The 13,821-nt window shown below is 69.7% G+C and carries 13 protein-coding genes and 1 pseudogene; 5 read left to right on the forward strand and 9 right to left on the reverse strand.

What is annotated here, in order from left to right:
* Positions 1–65: 65 nt before the first annotated feature.
* On the reverse strand, positions 66–1,130 hold the full coding sequence (locus VF106_RS09355) for a D-alanine--D-alanine ligase family protein (RefSeq protein WP_330839212.1): 1,065 nt from the start codon (positions 1,128–1,130) through the stop codon (positions 66–68).
* Positions 1,123–2,289, reverse strand: a complete 1,167-nt coding sequence (gene alr, locus VF106_RS09360; RefSeq protein ID WP_330839213.1) for an alanine racemase — start codon at positions 2,287–2,289, stop codon at positions 1,123–1,125. The genes VF106_RS09355 and alr overlap by 8 nt, the downstream gene beginning before the upstream one ends.
* A 132-nt stretch (positions 2,290–2,421) precedes the next feature.
* Between alr and VF106_RS09365 the strand changes: the two genes are divergently transcribed.
* On the forward strand, positions 2,422–3,165 hold the full coding sequence (locus VF106_RS09365) for a class I SAM-dependent methyltransferase (RefSeq protein ID WP_330839214.1): 744 nt from the start codon (positions 2,422–2,424) through the stop codon (positions 3,163–3,165).
* Between the two features lie 923 nt (positions 3,166–4,088).
* Here VF106_RS09365 and VF106_RS09370 read toward each other — a convergent pair.
* Both VF106_RS09370 and VF106_RS09375 read right to left on the reverse strand, forming a co-directional pair.
* The gene (locus VF106_RS09370; protein WP_330839215.1) at positions 4,089–5,159 is read right to left on the reverse strand and encodes a transcription termination factor Rho, short form; all 1,071 of its coding nucleotides are present in this window, start codon (positions 5,157–5,159) and stop codon (positions 4,089–4,091) included.
* A gap of 142 nt (positions 5,160–5,301) precedes the next feature.
* The gene (locus VF106_RS09375; RefSeq protein WP_330839216.1) at positions 5,302–5,877 is read right to left on the reverse strand and encodes a TetR/AcrR family transcriptional regulator; all 576 of its coding nucleotides are present in this window, start codon (positions 5,875–5,877) and stop codon (positions 5,302–5,304) included.
* Between the two features lie 151 nt (positions 5,878–6,028).
* Here VF106_RS09375 and VF106_RS09380 point away from each other — a divergent pair, with 151 nt between their 5' ends.
* Positions 6,029–7,504: an MFS transporter gene (locus VF106_RS09380; RefSeq protein ID WP_330839217.1), complete on the forward strand. Its 1,476-nt coding sequence runs from the start codon at positions 6,029–6,031 to the stop codon at positions 7,502–7,504.
* Here the strand turns inward: VF106_RS09380 and VF106_RS09385 are convergent.
* Entirely contained in the window at positions 7,494–8,180 is a 687-nt protein-coding gene (locus tag VF106_RS09385; RefSeq protein WP_330839218.1) for a helix-turn-helix domain-containing protein, read from the reverse strand. The genes VF106_RS09380 and VF106_RS09385 overlap by 11 nt on opposite strands.
* Positions 8,181–8,221: 41 nt before the next feature.
* Here VF106_RS09385 and VF106_RS09390 point away from each other — a divergent pair, with 41 nt between their 5' ends.
* Together VF106_RS09390 and VF106_RS09395 are read left to right on the forward strand one after the other, a co-directional pair.
* The gene (locus VF106_RS09390) at positions 8,222–9,100 is read left to right on the forward strand and encodes an NAD(P)H-binding protein (protein WP_330839219.1); all 879 of its coding nucleotides are present in this window, start codon (positions 8,222–8,224) and stop codon (positions 9,098–9,100) included.
* Between the two features lie 10 nt (positions 9,101–9,110).
* A complete protein-coding gene (locus tag VF106_RS09395; RefSeq protein WP_330839220.1) occupies positions 9,111–10,115 on the forward strand; it encodes an aldo/keto reductase in 1,005 nt (334 codons plus the stop codon).
* On the opposite strand, the gene VF106_RS09400 is transcribed toward VF106_RS09395, so the two are convergent.
* The 3 genes from VF106_RS09400 to VF106_RS09410 form a co-directional block, all read right to left on the reverse strand.
* On the reverse strand, positions 10,112–11,230 hold the full coding sequence (locus VF106_RS09400) for a serine hydrolase domain-containing protein (protein WP_330839222.1): 1,119 nt from the start codon (positions 11,228–11,230) through the stop codon (positions 10,112–10,114). The genes VF106_RS09395 and VF106_RS09400 overlap by 4 nt on opposite strands.
* Before the next feature lie 102 nt (positions 11,231–11,332).
* Positions 11,333–11,986, reverse strand: coding sequence for a response regulator (locus VF106_RS09405; protein WP_330839223.1), 654 nt, complete (start codon positions 11,984–11,986; stop codon positions 11,333–11,335).
* Positions 11,974–13,221 carry a sensor histidine kinase gene (locus VF106_RS09410; protein ID WP_330839224.1) on the reverse strand — a complete coding sequence of 416 codons (1,248 nt, stop codon included), beginning with the start codon at positions 13,219–13,221 and terminating at the stop codon, positions 11,974–11,976. Before VF106_RS09410 ends, VF106_RS09405 begins: the two co-directional genes overlap by 13 nt.
* Before the next feature lie 128 nt (positions 13,222–13,349).
* Here VF106_RS09410 and VF106_RS09415 point away from each other — a divergent pair, with 128 nt between their 5' ends.
* Positions 13,350–13,535 carry a hypothetical protein gene (locus VF106_RS09415; RefSeq protein WP_330839225.1) on the forward strand — a complete coding sequence of 62 codons (186 nt, stop codon included), beginning with the start codon at positions 13,350–13,352 and terminating at the stop codon, positions 13,533–13,535.
* A gap of 7 nt (positions 13,536–13,542) precedes the next feature.
* Here the strand turns inward: VF106_RS09415 and VF106_RS09420 are convergent.
* Positions 13,543–13,743 (reverse strand): annotated as a pseudogene (locus VF106_RS09420) (hypothetical protein); the annotation flags it as partial.
* Between the last annotated feature and the right edge of the window lie 78 nt (positions 13,744–13,821).

A 13,821-nucleotide genomic window follows, 5' to 3' on the forward strand; every position in this document is an offset into this window, starting at 1 on the left:
GCTCGCAGCATTCTTTCCGCATTGTGCTGCCACAAGGATGGGACAGGTCCCCGTTCGCCGAAACGTTATTGGCGTGCGTGCCAGAGAGCCGTGTCCACGAGGACGTCGAGCAGGTCCCCGTAGCCGAGACCGGCCGCCTGCCACATCCTCGGATACTGAGAAGCGCTGGTGAAACCGGGGAAGGTGTTCACCTCGTTGACGACCCGGCTCCCGTCCTCGCGGAGAAAGAAGTCGACGCGCAGCAGTCCGGAACATTCCAGTGCCCGGAACAGCCGCACCGCGTCGTGACCCAGCGCCTCGGTCACCGCGGGGTCGACGGCGGCCGGGACGTCGAGCACGGTGGTCGGGTCGCCGTACTTGGCCGTGTAGTCGAAGAACGAGTACGCGTCGGAGGTCAGGATCTCCATCGGCGGGCTCACCGCCAGCTCCCCGCCCGGCCGCTCCAGCACGCCCATGTCGATCTCCCGGCCGGTGACCGCCGCCTCGACGAGCACCTTGCCGTCACTCTTGCGTGCCGCGTCCACCGCGGCGGGCAGCTCGGCCCAATCGTCCACTCTGGACACACCGATGCTCGAGCCCTCGCGCGCCGGCTTCACGAACACGGGGAGACCGAGACGTTCGCGGTCCGCCGAGGAGACCTCGCGCTCGGTGTCACGCAGCACGACCGACGCGGCCACCTCGAGGCCGATGCTCGCCGCGATCTTCTTCGTGTACTCCTTGTCCATGGACAGCGCGCTCGCCGCGACGCCGTTGCCGACGAACGGAATCCCGAAGCCGTCGAGCAGCGCCTGCAGCCTGCCGTCCTCGCCGTATGGGCCGTGCAGCGCCGGGAACGCCACGTCGCACCGCTGCAGCTCCCGCATCGTCGCGAGCACACTGCCGGCCGGCGTCGCGTGGTCGGGCAGCGGGAAACCGGCCCGTTGCCATTCCAGCGCCGCCTCGATCGAGTCCAGCTCCGGCACGGCCGGCGCCGTCGCCCACACGCCGTCGCGGCCGATCCGGACCGGCACGATGTCGTACCGCCGGCGGTCCAGATTGGTCAGGATGCTCGCCGCGGACTTGCACGACACGTCGTGCTCGCCGCTGCGGCCGCCGAACAGGACGGCCAGTCGGATCTTCTGTTCAGGCACGTGACGGCTCCTCGACCTTGCCGGCTGTTGCGTACGTGTAACAGCGTCGCACTCTCGGGCCCACGCCGGTGACGATCTCGTGTGGCACCGTGCCGGCCCACCCCGCCCACTCGGCGACCGTCGGTTCACCCTGGTCGCCGGGCCCGAACAACACGACCTCGTCGCCGGTCCGCGCGGGGGCGTCGCCGAGGTCGACGACGAACTGGTCCATCGCGATCCGGCCGGCCACCGGGTACCGGCGGCCCGCGAACCACACCTCGGCCTGCTTGGCGGCGGCCCACGGCAGGCCGTCCGCGTAGCCGAGGGGCACCAGCCCCAGGGTGCTGTCGTGGCCGGTGACGTAGTCGTGTTCGTAGGAGACACCACTGCCCGCCGGCACCCGCTTGACCATGATCAACCGTGCCGACAGCGTCATGGCGCCCCGCAGCCCGTGGACCCGCCGAGGGTCCGGCTCCACCCCGTACAGCCCGATGCCGGGGCGGACCAGCTCGTAGTGCGTGTCGGGCGCGGCGAGGGTCGCCACCGAGTTCGCCAGGTGTCTCAGCTCAGGTCGCAGGCCCGCGTGCCGCGCGAGCGCGACGGCTTCGTCGAACAGCCGGATCTGCGTCAGCACCGAGGTGCCCGCCGGGTCCGTCCCGCTGATCAGGTGCGACCACATGCCGCGCACGTGGACGTGCCCGGCCTTCTCGCTGGCGCGGGCGGCCCGCACCAGCTCCGGCCACTCGGTGACCCGCGCGCCGTTGCGGTGCAGGCCGGTGTCCGCCTTCAGGTGCACGGCTGCGGTCACCCCGAGCGTCTCCGCGCTCGCCGCGACCGCCCGCAGATGGTCCACGGAGGACACCGACAGGTCCACGCCGGCGAGGAGCGCGGGCCCGAAGTCCTCGAACGGGCTGTGCATCCAGCTGAGGATCGGGGCGGTGAGGCCGCTCTCCCTCAGGTGCACGGCCTCGGCGCACGTCGTCACGCCGAGCCAGGTCGCGCCGGCCGAGAGCACGGCGTTCGCCACGGGTACCGCACCGTGACCGAATCCGTCCGCCTTCACCACGGCCATGACTGCCGCTTTTGTACGGTTGGCGAACAGTGCTGTGTTGTGCGCCACAGCGTCAAGGTCCACAAAGGCCTGTGCATGTGGCGAGACCATTGGTGTAGCAGGCAACATCAACACGATCCTGACCCAAGCACGCCTGTCAAGAGATCGGCCGATCGGCCATTTTCCCGAAGGCACTCCACCGGATGTCCGAAAGGGCACCCGGGTCGACAGAGTAGTGGCCCGTCAGGCACCATCGCGCGGGTGGCAACCTCGAACTCCACCGAAGCGCTGACGTCCCTGACCCCGCAGCTCACGGGCACCGCGGGAGACTGGACAGACCTCCGTGACCATGTGACGTTCCCGTCAAGGGCACAGGTCCTCGAACTTGCCGTCTCCCTGTCCCGCCCCGTGCCGGGACACATCATCGAGTTCGGCAGCTGGAAGGGCGCGTCGACCAGGGTCATCCGCGACGAGCTCTGGCAGGCGAAGATCTGGGACAGGCGGCAGCGCGCCAAGCGCATCTACGCCTGCGACTCGTTCGAGGGGCTGCCGGAGGACTACGAGCACCTCAAGAAAGGGACGTTCGCCACAGCGGTGCCCAAGCTGAAGGGCGTGCGCGTCGTCAAGGGCTTCTTCGAGGACTCGCTGACCGAGCAGCTGGCCAGGGAGATCGGCCTGATCAGCTTCGCGCACCTCGACGCGGACCTGTACAGCTCCACGGTGACCGCCCTGAACTGGATGACGCCGATGCTCCAGCCGGGCAGCGTGCTGCTGTTCGACGAGTTCGTCGGCGAGGACCCGGCCGAGGCACGCGCCCTGGTGGAGTGGCAGCGCGACACCGGCGTACGCATCGCCATGCTGGCCCTCTTCGGCCGCGAGCCGAGCGGCAAGGGCGCCATGACCGACCGGCGCGCCATCTTCCAGATCGTGGGCGACAAGAAGCTCCGCAAGGCCCCACCCCTGTTCCCCAAGCGCCTACGCCGCCGCGCAGCCGCCAAGTGGTGACCCTCGCCGGGCCGGCCGTGCCCTGAGGGTGCCCTTTGGGACGTGCGTCCCGAAGGTGCCCTCAGGGCATGGGCTGCTCCCGAGAGGCTTTGGGGCTCGGTCCACGTCGCACCTTGCGAGAGTTGTGGGCCTGGTCAGGCGCTTCGCGGGCGTCGGGCGCTGCGCGCCCGGCGCGCATCCGCTGGGTCCCGAAAGACGCGTTCGGGACAGCGCCGATGTCTCGAAAGACGCGTTGATGACGGTCAACGACCCGAAAGCGTCTTTCGGGACAGTGTCGGTGGCACCGTTCGCAGCACTAGGGCTTCCCTGGCGATGTGGTGATGGACGCCTTCTTCACGCTGGCGGTGAGGTAGGACGCCTTCCTCACACGGCCGCCGGCCGAAGTCGCGGCCGCCCGCTGCGGGACCACCGAGCCGCACCGCAAGCCACCAAGACCATTGGTGGATCTGGGTTCAGCGCTATGAAAGCGCCTAAAGTGGGCCATCCGGCAGACTCCTGGTTGCAGCCGGTCGGTAGGTGAGCACTCGTTGCGCCTGGCCTGTGAGTCCTGGTGAAAGACCGTGCCTCTGCCGGTAGGTCGGGAGAGCTGGATCGCTGCTGGGATGTCGTGCCCGCCTTTCACCACATGGTTGGGAGGTGAAAGCGCCTTTCGCGGCGCGCGGACGGCGATGGCCCGGCGAACGTTCGCGGTCACAGCACTAGGAATCCGCGCGAACGGTCCGTTCGTGCAGGACGACTGGCTCGGTTTGTCGGTGCTGACCGGTAGCGTGGAAATCGGGGGCCCCCGATGCACGAATGGGACTTTCGCTCGGGTTGGGTGGGTGAAGGTGTTCCCAGTTGGGGGCCGCAGGGCCGGAAATGTCGGTGGGTGCCGGTAGTGTGGAAATCGGGAGGCCCTCCGGTGCACGAATGGGACTTTCGTATCAGCGGGGCAGTAGGCCGGCCAGGAATTCCGTGTTTGTCTGGGTTTTGCGTAGGCCGGTCAGCAGGACGTCGATCGCCTGGTGGGGCTCCCGAGTGGACAGTGACTGGCGCAGTGTTCGGGTCACGGCCAGTTCCGTCTGTGTGAGCAGGAGTTCCTCCTTGCGTGTGCCCGACCGTTGGATGTCGATGGCCGGGTACACGCGGCGCTCGGCGATGCGGCGGTCGAGGCGGAGTTCGGCGTTGCCGGTTCCCTTGTATTCCTCGAAGATCAGTCCGTCGCCCGCGGAGCCGGTTTCGACGAGGGCCGTTGCGAAGACGGTTAGTGAGCCGCCGTTCTCGATGTTGCGTGCGGCGCCGAGGAAGCGTTTCGGTGGGGTGAGTGCCGAGGCGTCGACGCCGCCGGTGAGCACGCGGCCTCCGCCCGGGGCGGCCAGGTTGTAGGCGCGGCCGAGCCTGGTCAGCGAGTCGAGCAGTACAACGACGTCGCGGCCGTGCTCCACCAGGCGTTTCGCTCGCTCGATGGCGAGTTCCGCCAGCGCGACGTGCTCGTGCGGGGGCTGGTCGAAGGTCGCCGCGGCGACCTCGGCCGGTACGCCTCTGGCGAGGTCGGTGACCTCCTCCGGGCGCTCGCCGACGAGCACGAGCATCAGGTGGCATTCGGGGTGGTTCTTGGCGATGCCGTGTGCGATCGCCTTCAGCACGGTGGTCTTGCCGGCCTTCGGCGGGGCAACGACCAGTGCGCGCTGGCCCTTGCCGACCGGCATGACGAGGTCGGTGACCCGGGTGACGAGCGCGTGCGGCTCGGTCTCCAGGTGCAGTCTTTCGTTGGGGTACAAGGGAACCAGGTCGGCGAAGGCCGGGCGTCGGTAGCCGGGCCGTTGCCCGTTGACGGTGTCGATGTCAACGAGCCTGCCGTTCTGGATGCTGCCGCTGACGGTGTCGCCGCGGCGTAGGTCGTTGGCGCGGATCAGTCCACTGGGGACGGACGGGTCCGCTGGGCTCGGCAGGTAGCCGTCCACGCGTAGGAACGCGCGGTTGCCCGACAAGTCGAGTGTTCCGGATATGGACATGGGAAATCTCCGCAAGGGGTAAGTGGATCGAGCGCACGCGGCGAAGTCAGCGCGGCGAAGGTGATCCGAGAAACGTGGGGGCCGAGTGCCACAGCCACGAGAGGTAGACAACGCGAAGGGTACCCGTCCGAACGGGAAACGGTCAACCGAGTAGCGGCGCCACCATGCGGTCGACGTACACGCCCAGCGTCTCGCGGTCGGCGGTCGACATGGCGCGGGTCCCGATTTTGTGGCGGAGGAAGCCGATCCCGACGAGGATCGCGCCGACCAGTTCGGCACGCAGTTCCGCGTCCGGTCCGTCGAGGCGCGCGGCGAGCAGCGTGCTGAACGCGGTCTCGATGCGCTCACGCATGATCGCGCGCACGTGCTCGTCGTTGGTGGCGGTGACGAGCGTCGACAGCTCTGCGGCCTCCGCGGCCTCGGCCGCGAGGAGGATGCGGTCGAGCAGCACGCGGGGCAGGTCGGCGAGCGGGGTGTTCGTGATGAGGTCGTCGGGCGAGTCCGCGCCGGTCGCGGCTGCCTCGGCGAACAGCTTCTCCTTCGAGCCGAAGTAGCGGTACACGAGCGCCTGGTTGACGCCCGCCTCCGCGGCGACGTCCCGGGTGCTGGTGCCCTCGACGCCACGCTGGGACATCAGTGTCCGCGCCGCGTTCAGCAGTGCCGCGCGGGTGGCGGCGGCGTCGCGGCGACGGGGTGGGGTCGTGGGACCGGCGTCCATGACAGCCCTCCGGGTAAAGAAGTAGTCAAATGATGACTTTACCGCAGACCTGCGTGAACGTGGTGTGTCGAGGCTCACCGATCGGCATGTAGTCAATTGACGACTTCGGTCGTACAGTCTAAGTCGTCAAGTGACTACAAAGGAGCTCGAGGTGTCCGAAACCCAGACAGCGCCGCCGCGGCCCGGCCCGGCGCACACGAATCCGACGGCGGTGCTGCTGGTGCTCGCCCTGTCGACCTTCGCCATCGTCGTGATGCAGAGCATGGTCATGCCGATCCTGCCCGGCCTCGCCACGTCACTGAGCGTCTCCATGGCGGACGTCTCCTGGGTGGTGACCGTCAGCCTGCTCTCGGCGGCCGTGTTCACCCCGATCCTCGGCTCGCTCGGCGACGCGCTCGGCCGCAAGCGGGTGCTGATGGTCACGCTCGCGCTGGTCACGGCCGGTTCCGTGCTCGCGGCGTCATCCCACGTCTTCGCGCTCGTGCTCGCCGGCCGGGTCCTGCAGGGCATGGGCTTCGCCGCGATGCCGCTGGCGATCGGGATCGTCCGGGCGATCTTCCCGCCGGCCAAGGTGGCGTCGAGCATCGCGCTGCTCAGCGCGCTGACCGGCATCGGGGCGGGCGCCGGGCTGCTGGTCTCCGGGCTGCTGGTCAAGGCCGACGTCACCGCGCAGGGCATGTTCTGGATCTCCGCCGCGGCCACCGCGATCGGCCTGCTCGGCGTCGCGGTGCTGGTCAAGCTGCCGGAACGGGCGTCGAAGTTCACGATCGACGTCTGGGGCGCGCTGACCCTGGCCGGTGGGCTGGTGTGTGTGGTGCTCGGGATCAACCGCGGCCCGGCCTGGGGCTGGGACTCCGGCACGGTGCTCGGCCTGTTCGCCGGTGGTCTGGTGCTGCTGGCCCTGTGGATCTTCGTCGAGACGCGGGTGGAGGTGCCGCTGGTCGACATGCGGATGATGCGCAAGCCGGTGGTGCTCGGCACCAACCTGACCGCGTTCCTCGCCGGCGCCGGGATGTTCGGCGCGATGGTGCTGATCCTCCAGTACGTGCAGACCCCGAGCCGCTTCGGCTACGGGTTCGGCGCCGACACGCTCTCGGCCGCCCTGACGCTGACGCCGCTCACCGCGGGCACACTCACCGCGGCCGTGCTCGTCTCGATGCTGATCCGCCGTGTCGGTCCGAAGTGGCCACTGGCCCTCGGCATGGTCGTCGCGACCGGCACGTTCGCCTTCCTCGTCGCCTTCCACACCGAGCACTGGCAGTTCTACGTGGCCACCGGCCTGCTCGGCCTCGGCCTCGGGTTGGCCATGGGCGCGATGCCGGCACTGCTGAACACCGCGGTCGCCCCGGAACAGACGAGTGTCGCCAACAGCATCAACTCGACGCTGCGCTCGGTCGGCGGCTCGATCGGCACCGCGATCGCGTCCGCGATCCTCGCCGCCAACACACTTCCCGGCGTTCCACTGCCCACAGTGGACGCCTATGTGACCGCGTTCTGGGTCGCGGGCGGGATCTGCGTACTGGCCGTCGTCGCGGCGCTCCTGGTGCCGTACCGCCACGGCCGCGCCGCGACGAGCACCCAGCCCGACACCGCGCCTGCCGAGCAGCCGGCCCTGGTCATGCGCTGACCGAACCGGTGCACGGGGTGGCAGGGGGCAGCTGACCGGACACGAACGCGGCGGGCGGGACGCCCATGATCGTGCGGAACTCCACGGTCAGATGGGCCTGGTCATAGAAGCCGGCCGCCACCGCGAGGTCCGACCAGCTGCCCCGGCCGGCGCGGGCCAGCACGGCCCGCAGCCGGTCGAGGCGCGCGAAGTGCTTGGGGGACAGGCCGATGGCGTCGGTGAAGATCGTGCGCAGCTGCCGCTCGCTGACGTGCAGCTGTCGCGCCGCGTCGCCGACAGTGGTGTCCCCGGCCAGGACGGTCGCCGCGCGGTGTGCGAGGTCGCTGCGTGCGACCTCGCGCGCGGACCGCTTCGCAAGACGGGCCAGCAACATCTCGGACAGTTCGCCGTTCTCCTCGTGCAGTGGCACGACTCGGTCGACGAGTTCACCCACGGGTCGGCCGAGCAGAAGTTGGGCCCGGCCAGGCTGAAGGCGCACAACGACGCGACGCGCCGGGCCGCCGAAGTGGTACCCGGCGCGGGTGCGTGGCCCGGTCACCGCAACGCCCCCGCCGTCACAGAAGACCAGCCCGGTGGCGGTGTCCGGCACCACGGTGACGGGTGCGTCCGTGCCGGTTTCCACGCTGATGCTCTGGACGAGGTGCCGCAGTTCCGTCGGCACCGGCTGAACGCTCATGAGGCCAACGATAACCGCCGAAATCTCATAACAGTGGCCGCGTGCCCGGCACGATGATCGTCGTCATGATCCTGATCACGGGTGCGACTGGCACCATCGGCGGTGAGGTGGTCCGGCTGTTGTCCGAGGCTGGCGTGGCGATGCTGGCGATGACACGGGACCCCAGACGAATCGACGCGGACGTGCCGGTCGTGCGGGGTGACTTCGAGTCCCCGCCTTCGCTGACGGGTGTCGACACGCTCTTCCTGATCGCGCTGCCCGGGCACGGTCTCGCGGTCCTCGACGCGGCGCGTGCGGCAGGGGTGGGCAAGGTCGTGCTGGTGTCCGGCATCGGGACCGGGGAGCGCGTTGGTGATGCCGTTGTCGGGCCGTGGTTCTGGCGGGCCGAGCAGGCTGTCCAGGCGAGCGGCATGGACTGGACCATTCTGCGGCCGACCAACTTCGCGTCGAACAGCCTGCGCTGGCTGGGTGAGATCGCCGAGGGTCAGCCGATCCCGGACTCGTCGAACGGCGTGCCGGACGGGGTCGTCGACCCTCGGGACGTGGCCGCGGTGGCGGCGACCGTGCTCCGCTCTGACCACAATGGACAGACCTATACATTGACCGGTCCGGAGCTGCTCACGATGGCGGATCAGGCCGAGGTGCTGGCGCGAGTCCTGGATCGTCCGGTGTGGACGGAGAAGAAGACGGTGGCCGAGACCCGAGAACTGGCCGAGGCGGCGTTCCTGGCCCATGGCCTCGACGTCTCCCTCGTCGAGGACTATCTCACCGCGGTGAAGTGGGGACACACCGGCGGCGGAGCCATAGTGTCCGACGACGTGCCCCGCATCCTGGGGCGCCCCGCGACCAGCTTCGAAACCTGGGTCCGCGACAACGCGGCGGCGTTCAGCTCTGGACCTGGAGCGCGGTCCAGGTCCTAACGTCCAGGTCATGGAGTATCGATTTCTTGGCCGGTCAGGCCTTCAGGTGAGCGAGCTGTGCCTTGGCTCGATGATGTTCGGTGAGCGGACCGACGAGCAGACGAGCCACCAGATCCTGGACATCTTCAGCGAAGCGGGCGGAAACTTCATCGACACCGCCGACGTCTACGGACAGGGTCGCTCCGAGGAGATCCTGGGCGGTTGGCTGAAGACGCGGCGCCGCGAGGACTACGTCATCGCCACGAAGGCGTTCGGCGAGATGGGCCCTGGACCGAACGAGCGCGGCCTGTCGCGCAAGCACATCCTCGACGCCGTGCGGGCCAGCCTCCGCCGGCTCGGCACCGACCACATCGACCTGTACCAGGTGCACGTCTGGGACGACGGCACGCCGCTCGAGGAGACACTGTCCACACTGGATGCCCTGGTGAAGGAGGGCACGGTCCGCTACGTGGGCGCCAGCAACTTCTGCGGTTGGCAGCTACAGAAGGCGGTCGACCTGTCGCTGATGCACGGCTGGGAGGCGTTGGTGTGCCTCCAGCCGCTGTACAACCTGCTCGACCGGGAGGCCGAGTGGGAGCTTTTCCCGGTCTGCCGCGCGGAAGGTCTCGGCGTGCTTCCCTGGTCGCCGCTGCGGGCCGGCTGGTTGTCCGGCGCACACCGGCGCGGCGTGACCGGCCCGGCGGAAGGCACCCGCGTCAAGGCGGAAGCCGAGGCCGGGTCGATCCCCTGGAGCGGCTACGCCACCGAGCGGACCTGGCGGGTGATCGACGAGGTCTCCGCGATCGCCACGGAGACCGGCCGCACGGCGGCGCAGGTCTCCCTGCGCTGGCTGCTGCAGCGTGCGCCGGTCACCGCGCCGATCATCGGCCCGCGCACGCTCGACCACGTGAAGGACAACCTGGCCGCCGCGGAGTGGACGCTGACCACAGAACAAACCAACCGGCTCACGGCGGTGAGCACTACCGAAAACCTGCCGTACCCCTACAACCTGCTGACCCGCTTCGCCCGACGCTAGTCACACAGGGCGGTGTCCAGGACCGCGTCCACCAGGAACCTGGGGGACTGTTCCGGGCTGGGCAGGGCTGTCACGACGACCGTGGCCGCGCGGCCGTCGTCGGTGATCGCGTCTCGGGTCTCGTAGCCGTCGATGTCGCCGCCGTGGCCCCATGCGGTCTCGCCGCAGCTCAGCTCGATCCGCATCAGGCCAAGGCCGTACTGCCAGTTGGGCGGGAAGCCCGGTGCGGTCACCGTGGTCTTCATGGCCGCCAGCTCCGTCGGCGCCAGCAGCTCGCCGCCAAGCAGTGCATCGAGGAACCTGTTGACGTCACGGGGAGACGCGATCAGCTGGCCGGCCGCCCAACCCCAGGACGGGTCTATTTCGGTGAAGTCCAGACGCGCGCCGTCGGTCGGGGTCGCCGGGGTGTAGTAGCCGTGGGCGTGCTGGCCGCGGATGGTCTGCTCGCCGACGGCCGGCCAGTACGTGTCCCGCAGACCCACCGGCCTGATGATCCGGTTGGTGATCTCCTCGCCGATCGGGCGACCCGTGACGCGCTGCACGATCAGGCCCGCGACCACGTAGTTCGTGTTGCTGTACTGCCAACCGGTGCCCGGCGCGAACAGTGGCGGCCGCGTCAGCGCCCGGTCGAGCAGCTCCCTCGGTTCGGCGTAGCGGTGCTGGATCGTCAGGTAGTCCAGCGTGAAGTACTCGGGCAGGCCGCTGGTGTGTTGGAGCAGCTGCCGGACGGTGATCTCCGTGCCACCCGGGACCAGACCCGGCACGTAGGTCTCGATCGGCTCGTCCAGGCCGATCTTGCCATCGCCGACGAGCTGCAGCACGACCGTCGCGGTGAACATCTTGGTGGCACTGGCGATCCGGACCCGGCCCTCGGTCGGGACCGGTGCGCCGGTGCGGAGATCGCCGACTCCGGAAGCGTAGAAGCGGGACCGGCCGTTCGGCTCACGCACGGAGGCCATCGCAGCGGGGAAGTTCTCGTCGCGGACCAGGCTTTCCAGGCCTGTGCGCACCGGACTCGGTGCGCCTTCCGAGCTGGCCGGTGGCGCGGCGGCCACGACGAACCCGGTCAGCGCGGCGAGCGCCGAAGCGGCGGCGATGGAACGCAGGTGTGACATGGAATCCCCTTCACTCGGCGGTCTTGCGAACACCACCAAGCCTGCCGTCGCACGGCGTCGCGATCGATCCAGCGCGGTGGAGAGAAAGGGGTACAGCCAGCTCTACCGTCGGCCGCCTTCGAGGTAGTGCAGCACCGCGGTGACCCGGCGGTCCGCCTGGTCGTCCGGCGCCAGGTCGAGCTTGGCGAAGATGCTGCGGATGTGCTTGCTGACCGCGCCTTCGGTGACGACGAGCCGCTCGGCGATGGCGGTGTTGCCGAGCCCTTCGGCCATCAGCGCCAGCACGTCGTGTTCGCGCGGGGTGAGCCGCGAAAGCCGGGTGTCGGGACGGTTCTGCGCCAGCAGCTGTGCGACGACCTCCGGGTCGATGGCCGTGCCGCCGCCCGCCACGCGGTGCAGGGCGTCGAGGAACTCCTGCACCCGCCCGACGCGTTCCTTCAGCAGGTAGCCGAGTCGGGCGCTGCCGCTCGCGAGCAGGTCGGTGGCGAACGCCTGCTCGACGTATGCCGACAACACGAGCACCGCGAGACCGGGCTGGCGTTTTCTGGCCTCCACGGCCGCGACGATGCCCTCGTCGGTGTGCGTCGGCGGCATCCGAACGTCCACAATGGCCACGTCGGGGCGGTGTTCGCCCACGGAGACAAGGAAGTCCTCCGGGTTGCTCGTGGTCGCCACGACGTCGAGCGACTCGGCGCGCAGCAGCAGCGCGAGCCCCTCGCGCAGGAGCGAGTCGTCCTCGGCGATCACAATCCGCATGGCACGCTCACAGTCAGGGTAGTCGGTCCCCCGGAGGGGCTGGCCAGCGCGAAGGCACCGTCGTGCGCCTCGACCCTGCGCCGGATCCCGGCGAGACCGGACCCGGCGACGGCGGCCGCGCCGCCCTTGCCGTCATCGGTGATCTCCACGCACAGCTGGTCATTCTGCCGGCGCAACGAAACCGCGGCGTGGCGGGCACCGCTGTGCCTGGCGATGTTGGTGAGCGCCTCGGCCACCACGAAGTACACGGTCGCCTCAACGGACGCCGCGCACCGGTCGGGCACGTCCGCGTCCACCTGGCACGCCACCGGGCACGCCGTGGCCAGTGCCGTGAGAGCGTCGGGGAGACTGCGGTCGGTCAGCACCGGCGGCAGGATGGTCCGGACCACCGCGCGCAGCTCGGTGAGCGCCTGCTCGGCGGCGTCCTGCGCACGGTCCAAAACGGCCGCCGCGGAAGCCGGATCGCGTGCCAGCGCACGGCGTGCCGCGCCGAGCAGCACGGTGACCGCGACCATTCGGTTCTGGGTCCCGTCGTGCAGCGACCGTTCGATCCGCCGCAGCTCGGTGGTGTGCGCGTCGAGGGCGGCCGCACGGGTCGCGGTCAGGTGCGCGACCCGCAGCGCCAGGTCGGTGCCCGGATCCGGCGAGAGCAGGTGACGTCCCGGCCACGCCTGCGCCCGGGCCAGAGCAGGCAGAACGGCCACGACGACGATCAGCCACCCGAGCCCCATCAGGCTCACCAGGAACGCGTCCCCAGGCCCGCGCACCGGGAGCAGGTGGAGCGTGTCGGAGGCCTCGGCAGGCGGCAGCAGGTACCACCACAGCGGGAAGGTGCCGTCCGTGACCGCGTACAGGGGAAGCGACACCCCGAGAAGGCTGACGGCGAACCCGGCCGTCGCGTGGCACCCGACCCAGCCGACTTCCCGCCGAACGGCCGGATCCCGGACGGCGGCACGAAACCCGGCCGGCACCGGCTCCGGTCCAACGACCTCCCCGTCCCAGCGGGACAGCCGGCCGCGTTCCCGGTCGGCGACCGCACGCACCACCCTCGGCACGGTGGGCAGCAGGAACACACCGACACCGACGAGACAGGACACCGCGGTCACGGCCGTCCACAGCAACGCGGCAAGCGCGAGCACCGCCGTGCCCAAACCGCCGACGAGGTGCTCGATCGCGTCCACTGTGGTGCGAAGGCGGCCAACGACGTCCCAGCGCCGGGCCTCATGCGTTGCCATCACAGCGGACCATAGCCACCTCGGGTGGGACCCGGCCAGCGGTCCGGCACATAAGTACAGCCAGCTATACCCGAACTGTCCTACGCGCGGGATCGAGACGGCCGCCGCCCGCGCCTAACTTCTTGGTCATGACTTCTACCGAAACGCAGCAAGCCTCCCGCCTCCGCCCGCTGCTGTGGGTGGTGCTGGCCATCAGCGCGGGCGGAAACCTCGTGACGGGCGCGGGAAACCACCTCGCCGTGAGCATCCCGCTGGGTGTGGTCGCCGTGTTGTGCGTCGTCGGTCTGGTGGTCGACCACTACCGTCGTCGGTGAGGGGCGGTCAGCTCCTGCTGGCCGAACCCGGCGACTGTACGGACGACCGTACGTTCAGGTCGTTGAGGCGCAGGTCGTCCTCGATGTCGGTCTCCGTGAACGGGCCGGGGACACCGATGCCGGCGTTGACGGCCAGCGCGTCCACCGGTCGCCCGCCCGCGACGACCTCGGTAAAGAGCCGGCCAACACCCTGCTCGTGCGACAGGTCCGTCTGGAACCGGCGCGATCTGGTCGCGAGAACTGAACCAGGCGTTGAAGGACGCCTTCCTCACCGCGGGCGAGAGGC

Origin of the sequence: Actinophytocola sp. (assembly GCF_036378875.1) — a bacterium.
Lineage (GTDB): Bacteria > Actinomycetota > Actinomycetes > Mycobacteriales > Pseudonocardiaceae > Actinophytocola.

What these genes read in the sequence shown, in the direction of transcription:
- alr (WP_330839213.1), bottom strand. Translation starts at nt 2,289, where the DNA reads ATGTTGCCTGCTACACCAATGGTCTCGCCACATGCACAGGCCTTTGTG.
- VF106_RS09370 (WP_330839215.1), bottom strand. Translation starts at nt 5,159, where the DNA reads ATGTCCATATCCGGAACACTCGACTTGTCGGGCAACCGCGCGTTCCTA.
- VF106_RS09375 (WP_330839216.1), bottom strand. Translation starts at nt 5,877, where the DNA reads ATGGACGCCGGTCCCACGACCCCACCCCGTCGCCGCGACGCCGCCGCC.
- VF106_RS09385 (WP_330839218.1), bottom strand. Translation starts at nt 8,180, where the DNA reads ATGAGCGTTCAGCCGGTGCCGACGGAACTGCGGCACCTCGTCCAGAGC.
- VF106_RS09395 (WP_330839220.1), top strand. Translation starts at nt 9,111, where the DNA reads ATGGAGTATCGATTTCTTGGCCGGTCAGGCCTTCAGGTGAGCGAGCTG.
- VF106_RS09400 (WP_330839222.1), bottom strand. Translation starts at nt 11,230, where the DNA reads ATGTCACACCTGCGTTCCATCGCCGCCGCTTCGGCGCTCGCCGCGCTG.
- VF106_RS09405 (WP_330839223.1), bottom strand. Translation starts at nt 11,986, where the DNA reads ATGCGGATTGTGATCGCCGAGGACGACTCGCTCCTGCGCGAGGGGCTC.
- VF106_RS09410 (WP_330839224.1), bottom strand. Translation starts at nt 13,221, where the DNA reads ATGGCAACGCATGAGGCCCGGCGCTGGGACGTCGTTGGCCGCCTTCGC.
- VF106_RS09415 (WP_330839225.1), top strand. Translation starts at nt 13,350, where the DNA reads ATGACTTCTACCGAAACGCAGCAAGCCTCCCGCCTCCGCCCGCTGCTG.